22 protein-coding genes and 2 tRNA genes are annotated in these 18268 nt (G+C 46.2%); 18 read left to right on the forward strand and 6 right to left on the reverse strand.

The features are described from left to right. Nucleotides 1-165: 165 nt before the first annotated feature. The 14 genes from ACVA58_RS15965 to ACVA58_RS16030 all read left to right on the forward strand — a co-directional run bounded on the left by ACVA58_RS15965 (nucleotide 166) and on the right by ACVA58_RS16030 (nucleotide 11865). A complete protein-coding gene (locus tag ACVA58_RS15965) occupies nucleotides 166-1356 on the forward strand; it encodes a UDP-N-acetylglucosamine 4,6-dehydratase (RefSeq protein ID WP_446511399.1) in 1191 nt (396 codons plus the stop codon). A gap of 8 nt (nucleotides 1357-1364) precedes the next feature. Then, nucleotides 1365-2510, forward strand: a complete 1146-nt coding sequence (locus tag ACVA58_RS15970; RefSeq protein WP_446511400.1) for a LegC family aminotransferase — start codon at nucleotides 1365-1367, stop codon at nucleotides 2508-2510. Nucleotides 2511-2547: 37 nt separating this feature from the next. After that, a complete protein-coding gene (locus ACVA58_RS15975) occupies nucleotides 2548-3300 on the forward strand; it encodes a TylF/MycF/NovP-related O-methyltransferase (protein ID WP_446511401.1) in 753 nt (250 codons plus the stop codon). Between the two features lie 56 nt (nucleotides 3301-3356). Then, nucleotides 3357-4049 carry a class I SAM-dependent methyltransferase gene (locus tag ACVA58_RS15980; protein WP_446511402.1) on the forward strand — a complete coding sequence of 231 codons (693 nt, stop codon included), beginning with the start codon at nucleotides 3357-3359 and terminating at the stop codon, nucleotides 4047-4049. Next, nucleotides 4042-4950: an ATP-grasp domain-containing protein gene (locus ACVA58_RS15985; protein WP_446511403.1), complete on the forward strand. Its 909-nt coding sequence runs from the start codon at nucleotides 4042-4044 to the stop codon at nucleotides 4948-4950. Before ACVA58_RS15980 ends, ACVA58_RS15985 begins: the two co-directional genes overlap by 8 nt. Then, nucleotides 4947-5585 (forward strand): HAD family hydrolase, encoded by a 639-nt coding sequence (locus ACVA58_RS15990; protein ID WP_446511404.1) that lies wholly within the window; start codon nucleotides 4947-4949, stop codon nucleotides 5583-5585. Before ACVA58_RS15985 ends, ACVA58_RS15990 begins: the two co-directional genes overlap by 4 nt. Next, nucleotides 5572-6738, forward strand: coding sequence for a UDP-N-acetylglucosamine 2-epimerase (gene neuC / locus ACVA58_RS15995; RefSeq protein ID WP_446511405.1), 1167 nt, complete (start codon nucleotides 5572-5574; stop codon nucleotides 6736-6738). The genes ACVA58_RS15990 and neuC overlap by 14 nt, the downstream gene beginning before the upstream one ends. Before the next feature lie 20 nt (nucleotides 6739-6758). Next, a complete protein-coding gene (locus ACVA58_RS16000; RefSeq protein ID WP_446511406.1) occupies nucleotides 6759-7430 on the forward strand; it encodes a PIG-L deacetylase family protein in 672 nt (223 codons plus the stop codon). Beyond that, entirely contained in the window at nucleotides 7427-8500 is a 1074-nt protein-coding gene (gene neuB / locus ACVA58_RS16005) for an N-acetylneuraminate synthase (RefSeq protein ID WP_446511407.1), read from the forward strand. The genes ACVA58_RS16000 and neuB overlap by 4 nt, the downstream gene beginning before the upstream one ends. Beyond that, complete coding sequence (locus ACVA58_RS16010) at nucleotides 8490-9152, forward strand: acetyltransferase (protein ID WP_446511408.1); 663 nt, start codon at nucleotides 8490-8492, stop codon at nucleotides 9150-9152. Before neuB ends, ACVA58_RS16010 begins: the two co-directional genes overlap by 11 nt. Before the next feature lie 7 nt (nucleotides 9153-9159). Further along, the gene (locus ACVA58_RS16015; protein ID WP_446511409.1) at nucleotides 9160-10224 is read left to right on the forward strand and encodes a nucleotidyltransferase family protein; all 1065 of its coding nucleotides are present in this window, start codon (nucleotides 9160-9162) and stop codon (nucleotides 10222-10224) included. After that, nucleotides 10221-10949 carry an acylneuraminate cytidylyltransferase family protein gene (locus tag ACVA58_RS16020; protein ID WP_446511410.1) on the forward strand — a complete coding sequence of 243 codons (729 nt, stop codon included), beginning with the start codon at nucleotides 10221-10223 and terminating at the stop codon, nucleotides 10947-10949. Before ACVA58_RS16015 ends, ACVA58_RS16020 begins: the two co-directional genes overlap by 4 nt. 151 nt (nucleotides 10950-11100) lie before the next feature. Next, a tRNA-Ala gene (locus ACVA58_RS16025) sits at nucleotides 11101-11176 on the forward strand. 185 nt (nucleotides 11177-11361) lie between these two features. Then, the gene (locus tag ACVA58_RS16030) at nucleotides 11362-11865 is read left to right on the forward strand and encodes a hypothetical protein (RefSeq protein ID WP_446511411.1); all 504 of its coding nucleotides are present in this window, start codon (nucleotides 11362-11364) and stop codon (nucleotides 11863-11865) included. Between the two features lie 59 nt (nucleotides 11866-11924). Here the strand turns inward: ACVA58_RS16030 and ACVA58_RS16035 are convergent. Further along, nucleotides 11925-12001, reverse strand: a tRNA-Arg gene (locus ACVA58_RS16035). A 61-nt stretch (nucleotides 12002-12062) separates the two neighbouring features. Then, nucleotides 12063-13199, reverse strand: coding sequence for a flagellar assembly protein FlgT (locus ACVA58_RS16040; RefSeq protein WP_446511412.1), 1137 nt, complete (start codon nucleotides 13197-13199; stop codon nucleotides 12063-12065). Between the two features lie 227 nt (nucleotides 13200-13426). Here ACVA58_RS16040 and ACVA58_RS16045 point away from each other — a divergent pair, with 227 nt between their 5' ends. Together ACVA58_RS16045 and ACVA58_RS16050 are read left to right on the forward strand one after the other, a co-directional pair. Further along, complete coding sequence (locus ACVA58_RS16045) at nucleotides 13427-14062, forward strand: FlgO family outer membrane protein (protein WP_446511413.1); 636 nt, start codon at nucleotides 13427-13429, stop codon at nucleotides 14060-14062. An 8-nt stretch (nucleotides 14063-14070) separates the two neighbouring features. Then, a complete protein-coding gene (locus ACVA58_RS16050) occupies nucleotides 14071-14496 on the forward strand; it encodes an LPP20 family lipoprotein (RefSeq protein WP_446511414.1) in 426 nt (141 codons plus the stop codon). Nucleotides 14497-14572: 76 nt separating this feature from the next. Here ACVA58_RS16050 and ACVA58_RS16055 read toward each other — a convergent pair whose 3' ends face one another. The 3 genes from ACVA58_RS16055 to flgA form a co-directional block, all read right to left on the reverse strand. Further along, complete coding sequence (locus tag ACVA58_RS16055; RefSeq protein ID WP_446511415.1) at nucleotides 14573-15001, reverse strand: flagella synthesis protein FlgN; 429 nt, start codon at nucleotides 14999-15001, stop codon at nucleotides 14573-14575. A gap of 17 nt (nucleotides 15002-15018) precedes the next feature. After that, on the reverse strand, nucleotides 15019-15330 hold the full coding sequence (gene flgM, locus ACVA58_RS16060) for a flagellar biosynthesis anti-sigma factor FlgM (RefSeq protein WP_446511416.1): 312 nt from the start codon (nucleotides 15328-15330) through the stop codon (nucleotides 15019-15021). Nucleotides 15331-15448: 118 nt separating this feature from the next. Beyond that, nucleotides 15449-16063: a flagellar basal body P-ring formation chaperone FlgA gene (flgA, locus tag ACVA58_RS16065; RefSeq protein WP_446511417.1), complete on the reverse strand. Its 615-nt coding sequence runs from the start codon at nucleotides 16061-16063 to the stop codon at nucleotides 15449-15451. Nucleotides 16064-16331: 268 nt separating this feature from the next. Here flgA and ACVA58_RS16070 point away from each other — a divergent pair, with 268 nt between their 5' ends. After that, nucleotides 16332-17249: a chemotaxis protein CheV gene (locus ACVA58_RS16070; RefSeq protein ID WP_446511418.1), complete on the forward strand. Its 918-nt coding sequence runs from the start codon at nucleotides 16332-16334 to the stop codon at nucleotides 17247-17249. A gap of 41 nt (nucleotides 17250-17290) precedes the next feature. Beyond that, nucleotides 17291-18121 carry a CheR family methyltransferase gene (locus ACVA58_RS16075; RefSeq protein ID WP_446511419.1) on the forward strand — a complete coding sequence of 277 codons (831 nt, stop codon included), beginning with the start codon at nucleotides 17291-17293 and terminating at the stop codon, nucleotides 18119-18121. A 66-nt stretch (nucleotides 18122-18187) separates the two neighbouring features. On the opposite strand, the gene ACVA58_RS16080 is transcribed toward ACVA58_RS16075, so the two are convergent. After that, nucleotides 18188-18268: hypothetical protein (locus ACVA58_RS16080; RefSeq protein WP_446511426.1), on the reverse strand; the 81-nt coding region annotated here is incomplete at its 5' end.

Raw genomic sequence — 18268 nt, forward strand, 5'->3', positions numbered from 1 at the left:
CCTCTTTCATCTCAAAAAATGACGTATTACAATTTCATTCTGAAAAATGAGTTTAGATGTCTTCTTTTCTAAGCCTTTATTGTGTTTGGCATGCCCAAACCCAGTATGATTTAGGTCGCTTTGCTGGCAAGGATGACAGTTTTAAGGATACCGACAGGAACCTATATGAGTGCCATGTTATCGTTAATTGGACGCGAAACCCCTTTATTTGAAAGTGATATTGTTTGTTTTGAACAAGAGATGTCTCGTTTGGTCTCGCAATCACGCTTTTTGGTGCTTGGAGGTGCTGGCTCAATCGGTCAGGCGGTTTGCAAAGAAATCTTTAAACGAAATCCTCAAAAAATCCATGTCGTTGATCTTAGTGAGAACAACCTAGTCGAACTCGTGCGTGATATTCGCAGTTCTTTTGGTTATATCGACGGTGATTTTCAAACCTTTGCGCTGGATATTGGCTCAGTGGAATATGACGCATTCATTAATGCTGATGGTCAGTTTGACTATGTTCTCAATTTATCAGCATTAAAGCACGTTCGCAGCGAGAAAGACCCTTTCACCTTAATGCGCATGATTGATGTTAATGTGTTCAATACAGACAAAACACTCAAGCAATCAATTGAATCTGGTGTGAAAAAGTATTTTTGTGTTTCCACCGACAAAGCAGCAAACCCAGTTAACATGATGGGGGCATCAAAGAGGATCATGGAGATGTTCCTTATGCGTAGAAGCAAAGAAATTCCAATATCTACGGCCCGTTTTGCCAATGTTGCTTTTTCTGATGGTTCATTACTTCATGGATTTAATCAGCGCATACAAAAGCGGCAACCGCTTGTCGCACCAAGTGATATTAAACGCTATTTTGTTACTCCGCAGGAATCCGGGGAGCTGTGTCTAATGTCATGTCTGTTGGGTGATAACCGCGATATCTTTTTTCCTAAATTGAGTGATGCCCTGCACTTGATGTCCTTTGCTGATATTGCGGTTGAATACCTTAAGCAGCGAGGGTTCGAACCTTACCTCTGCCAAAGCGAAGAGGAAGCAAGAGAGTTGGTAAGTACACTGCCTGCGAAAGGATATTGGCCGTGTTTATTTTCAACAAGCGATACAACTGGTGAAAAAGACTTTGAGGAGTTTTTTACTGAAAATGAGTCTTTAGATATGGCTCGTTTTGCCGACCTCGGTATCATCAAAAACGAACTGAGTTTTGATGAGGATTTGTTGCGCGAATTTGAGTCTAAAATATGCCAGCTGAAGGCAAATAAAGCTTGGACCAAAGAACAGATTATCGAGTTGTTTTTTTATATGCTTCCTGACTTTGCTCACAAAGAAACTGGCAAGTACTTAGACAGTAAGATGTAGGAGTCACAATGCAACCTGCATCAATTGTTAACTTTATCCAAGATACCTATCAGTCAAAAGAGTTTATCCCGCTTCATGCCCCAATATTCAACGGCAATGAAAAAGCCTATGTGAACGAGACGCTCGACAGCACCTTTGTATCCAGTGTTGGCCGGTATGTCGATGAGTTTGAAAATAAAATAGAAGCATATACAGGATGTGCCAAAGCGGTGGCGACAGTGAATGGTACCGCGGCTTTACATGCTGCGCTGCACATGGCTGGACTCAAGAGGGGGGACTTAGTCGTGACTCAGGCACTGACGTTTGTGGCGACATGTAATGTGTTGTATCACATGGGTGCTGAGCCTATTTTTGTTGATGTATCGCCGGTTAGTTTAGGCCTATGTCCAATAGCGGTCGAAAGTTATCTTGCTGAGAATGCGATATTGACTGCAAAAGGCTGTTTTCATAAAAAAACAGGGCAGAGGATCAAGGCGGTGATGCCGATGCATACCTTTGGCCATCCTGTCGAGCTTGAAGAGTTACTCGCCGTTTGCCAAAAATGGCGGCTAGTCATGGTTGAAGATGCGGCAGAGAGCCTAGGTTCCTACTACAAAGGCCAACATACCGGTAAATTGGGTATGTTTGGTGCACTGAGCTTTAATGGTAATAAAATCATCACAACGGGTGGTGGGGGAATGGTCTTGTGTCAAAGTGTCCAGCAAGGAACACATACCAAACATGTTACTACGACGGCAAAGGTACCGCATCCCTATGAATTTTATCATGATGAGCCGGGTTTTAATTATCGTATGCCTAATTTGAATGCGGCCCTAGGTTGTGCACAAATGGAAGGCCTCGATGTTTGTTTACAGCACAAACGGATATTGGCCACCCAATATCAAGCATTTTTTGCCAGCAGTGAATGGCAATTTGTTAAAGAGCCGGATTATGCTAGCTCAAACTACTGGTTAAATGCTGTTATCTGCCCAAGCGTAGAGGCACGTGATGCCCTGCTCGCTGAAACCAATAATGCCGGAGTAATGACTCGTCCTGTTTGGCAGCTAATGCACAGGCTACCGATGTTCGCGAATGCGATGCGCGGCCCTTTGGTTTACTCAGAATACCTCGAGTCACATTTGGTGAATTTGCCTAGCTCACCAGTTATGGGTTGAGGGTGAGCCACCCAAATAACGATTATCTGGAGAAAAGATGAAACAAAACCAAAAGGGTGAAGGCTTCATCCGCAGTAAAAGTGAAGAATCAAGCTTGGATCAGCTAAAAGATATTCATCTAAATCTTGTTCCCAAACTCGGTGAAAATTGGAATCAGCACGCTTTGGTAACATTGCGTAGGCAGAGTATCTCCAGGATTTTATATTATGATTGGATCTACCAGAAGTTGTTGGGCAAGCCCGGTGTTATCTGCGAATTTGGTGTGCAGTGGGGCAGCGGACTAAGCATATTACAAAGCCTTCGTGGTATGTATGAACCTTATAATCACCAGCGGAAACTTATTGGTTTCGATACGTTTGAAGGCTTCCCCCAAGTCTGTGACTTGGATGCGGGTGCAAATGTTGGTGATTATGCAACCGATGCTGGTTACGAACATGTACTTCAAACCATTCTTGATGCACACGAACAGCAAAGCCCACTGAGCCATATTAAGAAAAATGAATTGGTTAAAGGTGATGCATCCGAAACGATTAATACGTGGTTAGAGCAGCATCCGGGGTTACTTATTGGCATGGCTATTTTTGATATGGATATCTACAAGCCAACCCGGGACGTCTTGGAAGCGATTAAACCGAGGTTATTTAAAGGCTCTGTATTGGTTTTTGACGAGCTTAGCTGTGACAGCTGGCCAGGTGAGACAATTGCTGTGCAAGAAGTGCTAGGTATTAACTCTCTACGCTTTGAACATTTCCCCCACCAGCCTAACTGCGCTGTTGCTGTTTATGAGTAAAATCATTTTCGGTGAGTGTATTTCTGCGTCAAATATTTTTTGCTTGGGATATAGGGATGAAGGTATATAAAAACAGCTGGGAAGCCAGTTATTTAAGGGAAGAAAACCATATTTTTTACCCTAAAGAGCAATGCGTAAAATTTCTATCTCGTTTTGTTGGAAAGCGCTGTGATCTTGAGCATGTTGCTTATTACGATGAGCACTTTTCGGGGACGCAAGCATTGGATTTCGGCTGTGGTATTGGTGCTCAGACGAAGCTTCTCGCCGATTTCGGCTTAATGCCTTCAGGGGTCGATATTTCTAGCTCTGCGATCGAAAAGGCCAAAGCGTTGTACCCGGATCTCGCTGAGCGTTTTAGTCTGATCACTGGAGATGGTACGTTAGCTTTTCAAGATAACCAATTTTCCGTTGCGATCGCAGAATCAGTGCTGGATAGCATGCATTTTGATATTGCCCAAAGAAGCCTTTTGGAGTTGGATCGTGTCACGGATGGTTATGTATTTATTAGTTTGGTTGGTGCGCCGATGAACCATTCTACAAGTCTGGAGGAGGTTGTGCAGACCGCCCATGAGTTCGGAACTATCCAGTCTTATTTCGATAGTGCCAAAACGGAAGCGCTATTGGCTGATACTCAATTTCGTATTGTGTTTCAGAATACGATTACGGATTTTAACGATCTGACCAGAACCCCCTACGATGTCAGAACGTTTATGGTTCTTTCAAACCGAGAAGACGAGTCAAATGCCTAGACGTGTTCTTATCGAGGCCTCAGGAAGTCCTGTCAGCGCTTACATGATTAAGGCGATTCAGGAAGCTGGGCATATTGCTATTGCCTCGGACATTTCATCGGATTGCGCTGCAAATGTGTTTGCTGATGAATTTGTGATCTTTCCTTGTAAAGATGACCCTCAACTGTGGGAGAAAGTGGAGCAGCGTCTGATAGAAAACAGGATTGATATCGTGATCCCTTCATTTGATGAGATGCTGCTCGGTTGGGCACAAAGGCGTGAGGCTTTTGCTGCTATTGGAGTCAAGGTGTTGGTTTCACCGGTAAAGACGGTTGAAGTCTTTCAGGATAAGTGGCATACGGCCCAATTTTTTGAGCTGTATGGGCTACCTTGTGCCAAGTCTTCACTTCAGTCTGATTATCCGTTGGTTAAACCAAGGAAAGGGAGAGGTAGTGTAGGAGTATTCATTGAGCACTCACCTTCGTTGCGTGCTGAACGCTTTGGCGAAGGTAATATATCTCAGACGGTTCTATCAGGGGATGAGTATACCGTCGATTGTCTTTTTGATGCAGACGGCCAGCCTATATATATTGTGCCGAGAAAAAGGTTGGGTATCGTTAATGGTAAATCCATGGGAGGGGTGGTTGAGCGCAATGAATACATTGAGCAAGTGATAGGAAAGTTGGCCAACGCAACGCACTTCGTTGGGCCTATCAATGTGCAATGCTTTGTTCTTGATGGCGAGGTTTCTTTGGTTGAGGTTAACCCGCGCATTGCCGGAGGGATGGCCTTGGGGTTTGCTGCAACAGAGAACTGGGTTCCGCACTTTATCCGTATTATAAATGGAGAGTCGCTCCCTGCTGTGCCTATTCAGTGGGGCATGAAAATGTATCGTACCTACCAAGAATACTTCTTACGATGATACGGCTGGCTATTTTCGATCTTGATGATACGTTGTATCCGGAAAAGACTTACCTTTCAGCTGTCTTCAGCCATTTTGAACAGTGTTACGGTTACCAGCATGGGATCTTGAGTCAAGCGTTTGAACACGTTGATCGTAAGGTTAGCCGAGATATCCTTAAAGATACTTTACTCGGGGCCGACATATATAGTCAGCTGAACCATGACTATTTGTTTGATTGTTACCGTTCAATTGAAACCACACTTGAGCTTCCTACAGAGACTCGGTATGTACTGCAGATACTGAAGGAGAGTGGTTGTAAAATTGCTCTCCTTACCAACGGTGTAGTTGCGGTGCAACAAAATAAAGTAAAGAGTTTGGGCATTGAACCTTGGTGTGATGCTGTATTTTATGCAAGGAATAACTCACAAGGTATTGAGAAGCCTGATCCCCGTTGTTTCCAGCAAGTGTTAGCACATTTCGAGGTGTCAGCAGCCAAGGCACTTATGGTGGGAGACAATGTCGAAAATGACTATCTGGGCGCAAAGCGTGCTGGGCTGAATGCGTTGTGGCTAGGGGGAGAGGGAGTCGGGGCTATTCAGGCTTTAAGCCAGGCTCTACCATATATTTTGGATATCAATAATGAAGAAAATTAAGCGCATACTGGCGGTTACCGGAATTCGATCTGAGTATGACATCTTATACCCAGTCATTAAGCGATTTAACGATAGCGATGACTACGAATTGAAAGTTGTGGTATCTGGTGCGCATTTGTCTGATTGGCATGGTAATACGGCGGATCGTATTCTCAGTGATGGTTTTACGATTGCTGATCGAATTGATACGTTGTTGACGACAAACCGCGCGACTCAGCGAAGTAAAGCGGTTGGTCAATTGATTACAGGCTTGACCCAGACAGTCGAGAGGGAACAACCTGACATGCTGCTGGTGGTAGGTGATCGCGAAGAGAGCATTGCAACAACGATCGTCGGTAATTACATGGATGTATTGGTAGCTCACATTGGTGGTGGCGATCCTGTATGGGGCAATGCCGATGATCCGATCCGGATGGCGGCGAGCAAGCTGGCTCATGTCCACTTTACGACGGCCAAGTCCTATGCTGATAATTTAGAAAAAATGGGTGAAGACAGCTGGCGCATTGCATTTTGTGGGACGCCGGGATTAGATAATATTCGTCAAGAACCGGCTTTGGATATGAAGGTTGTCTCTGATTTTGTAGGTGCAACGTTAGACAATTATATGGTGGTATTAAAGCACCCTCTTTCTTCTGAGCAAAACCAAGCCTACGAACAGATGACAGCGGCACTGACTGCTATTGACCGTGCATGCCTTAAGCATGATTTGAAAGCCATATGTATTACGCCTAATAGCGATCCGGGCTCGTTTGAAATTATTCAGGCATACAAAGCGTTTGAATCAGATAGAATCATTTTGCAGCAAACATTGCCTCGCTCTATTTTCGTCAACCTCTTGCGCAATGCTAAAGCGTTGGTGGGTAATTCCAGTATGGGCATTTTGGAAGCCCCGATGTACCAGTTGCCAGTAATCAATATTGGCCATCGCCAACGCGGTCGGTTGAATGCAGGTAATGTGAAGTTTGTCAGCTACGGCGAGGAAGATATTGTCAATGCTATCGAGCAAGCGGTCTTTGATAATGTTTATCGTACTTTTGTGGCCCAACTGGAAAACCCTTATGGCAGTGGCCAAGCGGCACAAATTATTGAGCAGTTTATCCAAGATATTGATTTGTCTGATCCGAAGTGGTTGGTCAAAGAAAAGCTGGTGTAAAGAAATTTCCGGAAAATTTTATGAATAAATCAGTGTTGGTGGTGGCTCCACATGCCGATGATGAAACATTAGGGTGCGGCGGTACAATATTACGCCTTATTCAAGAAGGGTATCAGGTCAGTTGGTTACTGGTTACCGGGATGAGCGAAGCATCAGGGTATAGTGCTGAGCAAATTGAACAAAGACAGAAAGAAATTGAGCTGGCAGCCAAGGCCTATCAGTTTTCGAATATTTATATGTTGGACTTACCGCCCGCCCAGCTAGATACCCTTCCTAAAGGGCAGGTGATTGGTGCCGTATCTCATGTTATCCAGGCGTTAAAGCCGGAGCAGGTTTATTGTGTTTATCGCAATGATGCCCATAGCGATCACGAAGTTGTTTATGATGCCGTCATGGCATCGACCAAGGCGTTCCGAGCCCCTTTCGTAAAGCGAGTATTGGCTTATGAAACCCTCTCCGAAACCGACTTTGGCTCAAAGCCTGAAGATCCGGGATTCCGGCCAAATGTCTTTGTCGATATTTCACCTTTCCTCACGCAAAAGCTAGATATATTGTCATGCTTTGAATCAGAAGTGAGCGAGTTTCCATTTCCTCGTTCCACTGAAGCTCTTAGAGCATTGGCGATGGTTAGGGGGGTACAGTGCAACGTCCACGCCGCCGAAGCCTTCATGCTTATCAAGGAGTTTGTATGACTGTAATCATCGCCGAAGCAGGTGTTAATCATAACGGAGAACAAACGTTAGCTTTTAAGCTGGTTGATGCCGCATATCAGGCTGGAGCGGATGTGGTTAAATTCCAAACGTTTAAAGCCAAAAACCTTGTGACAGAAGCCGCTGAGCTGGCAGACTATCAGCGGACTAATATGAAAAAGTCTGAGTCTCAGCTGGCGATGCTGAGCCGACTGGAGTTGCCCTATGACACCCACCATGACTTGGTTAGGTATTGCCAGTCTCTGGGGATCGAGTTCCTCTCGACAGCTTTTGACGAAGAAAGCTTGAATTTTCTTGCCTACGATTTGGGGCTAAGCCGTCTTAAACTGCCTTCGGGGGAGTTAACCAATGCACCATTGGTTTTGGCTCATGCGCGTACTGGTTGTGACCTGATTGTCTCGACGGGGATGGCGACTCTCGCTGAAATTGAAATGGCGTTAGGGGTGATTGCTTTTGGGTATATTACCCAAGAAGGCGAAGCGCCCTCGAGACAGGTTTTTCAAGAGGCCTATGCTTCAGAGGCCGGACAACTGGCTCTAAAACAGAAAGTCACCTTACTGCATTGTACTACCGAGTATCCCGCGCCAATGGAGGAGATCAACCTCCGCGCTATGGATACCCTTGCTGCTTCGTTTGGCTTACCTGCTGGATATTCGGATCACAGCGAGGGAATTACGGTTCCTATTGCAGCTGCAGCCAGGGGCGCCGTGATACTCGAGAAACATTTTACCTTAGATAAGAACCTTGAAGGTCCTGATCATAAAGCCTCGCTTGAGCCAGATGAGTTGTCCGCTATGGTCAAAGCGATACGGCAAGTAGAGCAAGCATTAGGTAATGGTGTCAAACGACCAATGGCCTCTGAAATAAAAAACAAAGCGGTTGCCCGAAAAAGCTTAGTTGCTTCCAAAACGATTCAGGCCGGTGAGCAGTTTACAACAACGAACTTGGCCGTTAAACGGCCTGGTGTTGGTATCTCACCTTATCAGTATTGGGAAATGCTAGAGCGCTCTGCTGGGCAAGATTATCCAAAGGGGGCATTGATTGTCGATTAGCCAATCTCGATTGCCATTGGTCTTGATAGGTGGTGGCGGACATGCAAGCGTCCTGGCCGATATATTAATGAGTCAGGGGCGTGAAATATCTGCGGTAATAAGCCCGGACGATACCTCGCAACGGTGTGTATTTGACAATATCCCGATTTTGTCACAAGACCAAGATATCACACAGTTTTCCCCGGGGGCAGTGAGGTTGGTTAACGGGATCGGTATGCTGCCTTTTAATAACTTGCGTTCCAAAGTCAGTCAATGGTATCGCTCGATGGGATATTGCTTCGAAACTGTGGTTGCAGAGAGTGCGCAGGTGTCGAAGTATGCCACCCTCGGTGAAGGGGTACAGGTTTTTCCTGGAGCAATTGTTCAGGCTGGTGTAGATATTGGCGACCATGCCATTGTGAATACTGGTGCTTTGGTTGAACATGACTGCCAGATTGGGGCGTTTAACCACCTGGCACCGAGGGCAACGATTTGTGGTGGTGTGAAGACTGAGGCGACAGTTTTTGTAGGGGCAAATGCAACGGTTACCCAAGGTGTTACGCTGTCAGAGCTATCTGTGGTCGGTGCGGGGGCAGTGTTGAGTCGAAATCTGCCAGCCCGCAATATCTGTTACCCCTCGCGTAATATTATTCAATTCAACACTGAAGAATAGGTATGTCATGAGTCTATGCTGGAAGAGTGTGGCGATAATGCCAAAACATACGATCCGTGATGCACTGGAAATCATTAACCGGGAAGCGCTACGCGTCGCCTTGGTCGTCGATGACGAGCAGCGGCTAATTGGTGTTGTGACCGATGGTGATATCCGCCGGGGGTTATTGAAAAACCTTTCTTTGTCCGATTCTGTATCACTTGTCATGAATGAAAAACCAATGACAGCAAAGTTGGGGACTTCACGGGAAGTATTGCTTGCTCTCATGGAGAAAAAGGGCATTTTATCAATACCGTTAGTGGATAGCTTTGGCAAGCTTGCAGGGTTGGAAACCTTGCACACTGCACTTCTTCAACCAAAGTATGACAACCCTGTTTTTTTGATGGCTGGCGGATTCGGTACGCGTTTGCGCCCGCTAACAGATACATGCCCGAAACCGATGTTGAAAATTGGTAATAAGCCCATCTTGGAAACTGTCATCCGCAGTTTTATCAAGGCGGGGTTTGTTAATTTCTATATCTCAACGCACTACATGTCAGAGCAAATTCAAGCTCATTTTGGAGATGGGAGTGAACTTGGGGTAAAAATCACCTATATCCATGAGGATGAACCATTGGGTACTGGTGGTGCACTAGGTTTATTGCCCCCTGATTTACCAGAGGGGCTTCCGTTAATCATGATGAATGGGGATGTTCTGACCAAAGTAGACTTCCAGCATCTGCTGAATTTTCATTTGCAGAATGAAGCTGATGCCACGATGTGCGTCCACGAATATGATTATCAAATTCCGTATGGTGTGATTAACGGGGAAGGAAACCGAATAACGAGCATGGTGGAGAAACCGATTCAGCGCTTTTACGTCAATGCCGGGATCTATGTCGTTTCTCCCGAAGTCATCCGGTCTGTACCTAAGAATCACCGTGTTGATATGCCAACACTCCTTGAGCAGCATATGAAAAAGCGGGAGAATGTACTGATGTTTCCTATTCATGAATACTGGTTAGACATAGGCCGCATGGAAGATTTCAATCGCGCACAAGCAGATATTTTGTCACTGGGAATAGATGGATGATTAACGGAAAAAAAGTACTGGCAGTGATCCCGGCGAGAGGGGGCAGTAAGCGTTTACCTGGAAAAAACACCAAGCACCTGGGCGGTAAACCGCTTCTATCTTGGACAATTGAAGCCGCCAGTAACTCAAAACAGATTGATCGCGTTGTAGTTAGTACCGATGCCGAGGACATTGCCTCAGTAGCCCGTGCTTATGGTGCAGAAGTCCCTTTTATGAGGCCCGTCGATTTATCAGGTGATCACGCCAGTACTGATAGTGCGATTTTCCATGCATTAGAAAATGTGGGAGAGGAGCATGAAATCGTTGTTATTCTTCAGCCAACTTCCCCATTAAGAACGGCTGAGGATATTGATAACGCCTTGGCTTTATTGGCAGATCCTACTGTTAAAGGGGTGGTTTCTATCTGTGAATGTGAACATACACCGCTGTGGTGTAATACCTTGCCCGATGACAAGGCGATGGGGGATTTTCTCCGTCCCTCCCTTCTAGGGAAGCGCTCTCAGGATTTACCTCAGTACTACCGTTTAAACGGTTGTATTTATGCGTTTGATGTTGTCTCCTTTAAGATGAATAAAGGGACGTTTTATTCTGATACTGTGAAAGCGTATATTATGCCATCAGAGAGATCGGTAGATATCGATACCCAAGTTGACTTTTGTTTTGCGGAAACGTTGATTAATTACTTCAGCAGCATAGATGATGTAAACGTAGTGAGCAGTCGATAGTGCAGGAAGAATTCATCGTTGGTTGATCATTTAATAGCCAGTGTATAGTGTTCGACGTGACATCAATCACGAAATCATCTCTTAGATTACATTGTGGATTTGATTCTATTGACATGATTTAACTAAGTTTTTATTATCAGCTTCACAATTTGGGGCTATAGCTCAGCTGGGAGAGCGCTTCGCTGGCAGCGAAGAGGTCTGCGGTTCGATCCCGCATAGCTCCACCAAATTTTAAAACCTCGCTTAGGCGAGGTTTTTTCGTTTTTAGACTTTTTGAGTTTTTCCGCTCTACCCGTCTTACGAGATCTTCGACCACTTCACCGATCTTTCATGTGAATTAACACCTTGGCTTATTTCCTTTGCGAATTTGGTGATGTATTTTCATCTTCTGATTTAGAACGGTGTTTTTTATATGAGTAAAAAGTTAATTAATCAACATGCGTTGGCCGTTATTCTGCTCGCTTGCATTTCTACCGGGGCTGCAGCCGAGGTGAAAGACTCGAAGTCATTTATCGGTATTGGGGTTACGGACGGGACGAAATATGAATCGCCTTTGGAATTTGAGCCGGTATTTCGTCTGGGGGCAATCTTCGATGACACACATCGTTTTACCGCGAATTACTCCCATGGCTTTTCATCGGGAGTAACAAGTGTTCATTTTGCTTATGACTACTTATATCCATTCACGGAGAGCGGAAATTGGCAAGTTTTTGGTGGTGGTAGTCTAGGGTATAAATTTGGCTTGAACGATAAGAATGATTGGACCTTTGGTGGGCAAACAGGCTTGCGCTATCAGTACAGTCCAGACACGAGCATTGATGTTGGCTACCGAGTGTTCGATACACTCGATGATTGGAAAGAGTATAAGTTGGGAGAGTTAGGTAACCTATACATCAGTATTGATTTTGCTATGTAGGTGGTACTGCAGCAGAATGAAAAAGGCCCAGCCATCGGTAATGGCTGGGCCTTAAAATATGGCGCTCCCTGCAGGAGTCGAACCTGCGGCCTTCCCCTTAGGAGGGGGACGCTCTATCCAGCTGAGCTAAGGGAGCAACAAGCATTGCTTGATTTATCCATTATACAAAAAATTACCAATAAATTAAGTAATTACTACTATTCCTCAATCTGTTTGGTTAGCAAATCGCCAGGTTGGATACTATTGGCCAGTTCAGCCTGTTCGACGCTTAGCTCTGCTGACTTTTCGTAAACCCGGTTAACCACAAGAGTGATGTCGGTTTGGACCATGCGGTTCCTTGGGATCCCATTCTGATCAATAAACCCAGCGCTGTGCCACAAGACAAGTTGGTCGCCTTGCTTGACGCCGTGCTTACGGCCTTGGTTGATATGAACGGTATTACCGTAATAACGAACAACTTCCGGCAAGTTGGTACGGCAGGCTAAAGAGCTTTCCAGATCGAGCATCATGTTTTGGCTGACCCGCTGAATAGCCTGGCCATAAGCCGACTGCCAAAAGCGTGCACTGTTGGTATCGACCTGGCTGGTACGTGAAAATGGCCAGTTAGCGACTTCGCGGTACTGGTTCTGCATTAGTATCTCACCAGTCTTGCCATCAAGTAGCTGAAGCTCAGCAGCAAATTGTCGATTTATTTTATCGCTACGCAAAAGCTTCTGATCCAAAGTGGAAGTGAGATCGGTGATTTGGCCATTGATAATGTATTGGGCATCATTATCTTCGGCAAGCATTACCATTTGGCTCGGGTAGCCAGGGTTGATTTGAACGCGGGTCGTGCCCGAGACCACAAAACTTTGTGAGCGGGTTTCCAGTTGCCGTTTTAATACGGAGGTAAAGTTGTCTCCGAGTTGGTAGATCCCGCCAAGTGAAGCATGTTGTGGTGAGCGGATATCAAATTCGCCCAGCAATAATCCTTTTTTATATTGTACCTTGTGGCAAGTTCTTGCCGAGGGGAATACCTCAACTTGTGCCGTTAGGTAAAGGTTGCCGCTTTTCTTTTTCGTTTTAGTTACCGTAATTTGACGCAGCTCACTACCACTGAACTGGTAATGATCGCGGCTGTTTTTGAGGTAGGGCTTAACGCGATTGAAGGAGGAAAGATCGGCACCGGCATAGCGGATCACCTGTAACACGGCATCTTCTAGCGCGCTCTGTCGGGCTTGCGTCTCGCTTTGCAGGACAACGGCTGAGCCCGTAACTTCATACCAGGCGGCATTAGCCGGTAAGGTCATGACTAGCCAGAGACAGCTTAGGGTGAGGAGGATCTTTTTTCTCATGTCTTCCACTTTCGGTATAATAATTGCTTATCTACTGTAAGTTGAATGCATACAAGTAGAAGCGAGAGTGCCACTATCGGTAACGAGATTGAATGGCGGCTTTCATAGTATTCAAGGGTAATGCAAAGAGCATTCCCGAATTTTTGACTTTAACAATAAAGTTTTTGTTTGAGCCTACGATAACAAGCTATGGGTCTGAAGTCTCTTTTCAATTGGAGCGGTAAATTATGAAAAAGTGGGCAATTGTGTTGATGGCAATGTTGGTAACATCTTGCGCCTATTCTCCCATTTACAACGGTAAAGAACCTTATACTGGTAACCGGCACAGTTTGGATGAGATGCCGCGGCATACCATGGATTTCTTTATTGAGGGAATGGCAACCAAACTGATTGAGTCCAACCAATATTTGACTGCCCGCACACCGTTGGCCGTGACGTCGTTTGTTGATCTGCAAGATATGGATGAGACCAACTGGCTGGGCAATACGGTCTCAGAAGGTTTGATTTACCAGATGCAGCAACGTGGTTATACCGTGGTTGACTATAAGGTCACAGGTGGGATCAAAGTGACCCCTGAAGGCGATTTTGCACTCAGCCGCGACTGGCAGCAATTATCTTCTGAGCAACCCGTTGATTACGTGCTGGCAGGAACGATGTTACGCCAATCGGCGGGTGTGCTGGTGAATGCCCGTATTATTGGTATTCGCTCACGGGTTGTGATTGCCTCTGCACAGGGTTTCTTGCCTGCAGACCGAATTGGCCGTGATCTTGATAGCCTGAACAGAATGCGAATGGATAATGGTTGGATCATCCGCGATGAAACGCTGTCCCACGACAGAAATACCGTCGTTATTAAGCCTTAGGAGTAGAAATGCGTTATTGGTACCTGTTGGTGTTATCTTTTCTTGTCGGGTGTCAGCCTTTGGTTGAAACACGCAAAACCGACATTATTACTGCTGTTGGCTATGCATCGATCAGCGAGCAGCCGGGTAAGAACATGGAAGAGAAGCGGATGCGTGCAATGCGGGCATCAAAACTCGACGCCTACCGCGAACTGACTGAGCAGGTTTATGGGATCCGTATTTCTGCCCGCTCCGAGATGGATGACCAACAGTTGAATTTTGAAAGCAATGATAGCTCGGTCGATGGTAGCATCCGTGGGGCGGAGGTGATCAGAAGCTATCCTCTGGGTGACAACTATGTGACCGAAATGCAGTTGGATCTCAACAGGATGGAGCGATTGCAGGGAAGTGCAGAAATTTATGCCGTACCTCAAAGTCAAGAGATCATGTTCTAACGGCATTGCTGTGATCTGAAAAGGCCGAAAATACTGACATCGAAATATGAACTGATGAAGGCTAAGTGATTGAGCTTTACGCTTTGAGATCAGTGCCTAGAGTGCGGGTATTCTGGGTGACCCCTTCACTGTTGTAGGTCATTTGGTGTTTGCCGCGGCTTTGTTGCAGCAAGTTGTTGAGCTTATGAAAGCTGAGCTGAGCACGCATTAGGGCTTCGCCATTGACTTCGTTAGTCGACTGGCAGCCATTGGTCTGACTCTTCAGTGATTCAACAATGCTAGCCAAGTCCCCACCTACCATAAGCCTTGCCTTGTCTGGGTGGACAGAAAGCTGATGATCAACCAGTTTGATATTGTCGATCAGCGCCATTTTTTTCTGGGCACACTCAAGGATTTGGTCGGACTGGCGTTCGACAATCGCTTTTTGCTCCTGCTCAAGCAGGGCTGTCAGAGAGGTAAGGTTCTTCTGTTGCTGTTCAAGAAGTTGCTCTATAGAAGTAGACATACTCTCTCATCCGTTCCTTAAAGGCCTTTTAAATCGTCTTCTAGCTTGATCATATTAGCCGCTAACTTATCGGCATCAATGACGTAGGAGCCATTGGCAATGGCTTCTTTGATCGCGTTCACTTTATCGGTGTCAAAGGCTTCTTGAGTCGCAAGCTGCTGGTGGATCTGGCCCACAGATTGGCCTTGGCTACTCAGGGAGACAGAATCTGAATCGGTCGTGCTGGCTTTGGTTTCAGCCGTCGACTTACCTTTGCCTGTTTCGGCATGGCTAACATTGCTGTTAGTGGTCATCGGCTGGTTAGTACGTATGTTATTGATAGTAGGCATTAGAAACTCCTTGAACGTGCAGTTTGGCTCTATAGCTACTGTATTATCGACAACGATAGCAAAACCTTTAGGGATTGTACGTAAAATTTCGGTAATTAATACGGCACCTTTTCGGTATTTAATACCTGACGGTGACTTCACCGACAGCACTCACCACACCGGTTATCACTTTTTTCGAGCGGTTGTTCTGAACGCGGATCTGCTCGCCCAGCGAACCATCTGATAGTGCCTTTCCTTCGGTGATAATTGACAGCCCGTCATTACCGGCCTTAATAAGCACCGCATCATTTCGACATACCAAGCAGACGTCGCTGGCTAAAATGATTTCTCCCAGTCTGACAGGGCGCTTTACTTTAGAGCCAATGAGCTGCTTAGGATCAGAAAAGGAGGCACCACGTTGCCGTCTAAGTTCAACCTCTTCGACATCGATATCAGCAGAGGTTATGACGCTACCTCTTGGCAGCGGCGATTTGGCGACGACCCGGTCGAGGACTTGCTGGACACGGACCGGAACGTAGATTTGCCAGTTTAACGGTTCACAACGCACCAATACCGACACTGTGCCACTGAGTGAATTGGAGTTCGGAATGTCGGTCACCAGAGGTTCGGGACACTCAGGCAGACGAAGACGGTTATCGAGGTTCGGAGGGGTGATGGTAAAGCGACCGTTGGCTTGCTCGGTGAGTTGAGCAATATGGTCTTGTGCGGCTTGGCTGATAGCTTTGGGTGCCATAGTCGGGGCTTCCTGGCTGGCCAAAACCGGGCGAATACCGCTAAAGAAAAAAAGCTGAAGGCCGATAAAACAAATTATATGAATGTTAAGCCAGTTGCTAAGCACGTAATTATCTCTTTAATGTCGCTAGTCACAATGGGATACTGTGTCTCACCGTAGGTGTTTCAGAAAAGCAGCTTTAATTGGCTATGATATGTGATTTAACCACTTGTTTCTCTAGTAAACACGTATCAAATTATAAAAACAAACAACAAGGAGACGTCTAAATATGTCGGGGATATTGGATTCGGTGAATCAACGTACCCAACTGGTCGGTCAAAACAGGCTAGAATTGCTCACTTTCAGGCTAAATCGACGTCAACGTTACGGGATCAACGTATTTAAAGTTAAGGAAGTCCTTCAGTGCCCTAAACTGACGACGATGCCCAACCTGCATCCGTTGGTGAAAGGTATTGCCCATATTCGCGGGCAAACTATTTCCGTTATTGATATGAGCCTGGCAACTGGTGGCTGTCCTATTGACGATCTCGACAACTGCTTTGTGATTATCTCGGAATTCAATCGCTCGATTCAGGGCTTCCTGGTCTCCTCGGTTGAACGCATCATCAATATGAATTGGGAGTCAATCCTTCCGCCACCAAAGGGCGCGGGTAAGGCTAACTACCTGACGGCGGTCACGGAAATCGATAATGAGTTGGTCGAGATCCTTGATGTCGAGAAAATCCTTGATGAGATATCCCCAGTCAATACCAGTATTACCGGAACGGTACTGGAAGAATTGATTGAAGATATGCCTGATATGAGAAGGATACTGGTGGCTGATGACTCCAGTGTAGCACGCAAGCAGGTACAGCGAGCCATCGAGGCGATAGGCTGCGAGTGTGTGCTGGTCAAAGATGGTAAAGAAGCCATTATCAAGCTGCGCGAAATGGCGCAGGAAGGGGATATCTACAAGCAGTTGGCATTGGTGATTTCGGATATCGAGATGCCGGAAATGGATGGCTATACCTTAACCGCAGAGATCCGTAATGATCCTCGACTTAAGGATTTACATGTTATCCTTCATACCTCATTGAGTGGGGTCTTCAACCAAGCCATGGTGGAGCGTGTCGGGGCCAACGCCTTTATTCCTAAATTTAATCCTGACGAACTCGGCGCTGCGGTCAAAGCGGCAATGCCAAAATAAAAAGCATACTCGAGCACAGAATAACCATACTAGAGTAGTAAATGACAGCTATAACAATAAACGATCAGGAATACCGTGAATTTTGCCGTTTCCTGGAAGCCCAGTGTGGCATTGTCCTGGGCGACAGCAAACAGTATTTGGTAAGAAGCCGGCTCAGCCCTTTAGTCAGTCAATTTTCATTATCTTCATTATCTGAATTGTTGCAGGTGGTGAATGCCGGGCGTAATCGGGAGTTGCGGGTTGCGGCAGTCGATGCCATGACAACCAATGAAACGCTGTGGTTTCGCGATACTTATCCTTACACAGTGCTGGCTGAACGTATTTTGCCAGAACTGGCAGCCAATAAGCGGCCGATCAAAATTTGGTCATCTGCCAGTTCATCGGGGCAGGAACCTTATTCTATCGCGATGACGGTACTGGAAACCCAGAACCGCAGACCGGGGATGTTAGCCAACCCAGTACAAATCACCGCGACCGATATCTCTCAGACTATGCTGGAGACATGCCGTTCAGGCGCATACGATAACCTGGCTCTTAGCCGTGGGCTGTCGATGGAGCGTCGACGAATGTTTTTCGAAGATAATCGCGACGGTCGTCTGAAAGTGAGCGATAAGGTCAAGCGGATGGTGAACTTCCGTCCGCAAAATTTGAAAGACAGCTATGCTCTGTTGGGTAAGTTTGATGTGATTTTCTGCCGGAATGTCTTGATTTACTTCTCGCCAGAGATGAAGGCGAAAGTGCTCAACCAAATGGCAGCCAGCCTCAATCCCGGCGGTTATCTGCTGCTAGGGGCGTCAGAGTCGCTAACGGGCTTGACCGATAAGTTTGAGATGATCCGTTGTAACCCGGGTATCATTTATAAGCTCAAGTAAAACTGGCTAGAGGAAAAGCAAAGAGTAGAAGCAAGAGCTTGACATGGTCAGGCTCTTGTTGAATACCTATATCGCCCATCGCCCATCGCCCATCGCCCATCGCCCATCGCCCATCGCCCATCGCCCATCGCCCATCGCCCATCGCCC

Source organism: Photobacterium sp. DNB22_13_2 (genome assembly GCF_052873915.1).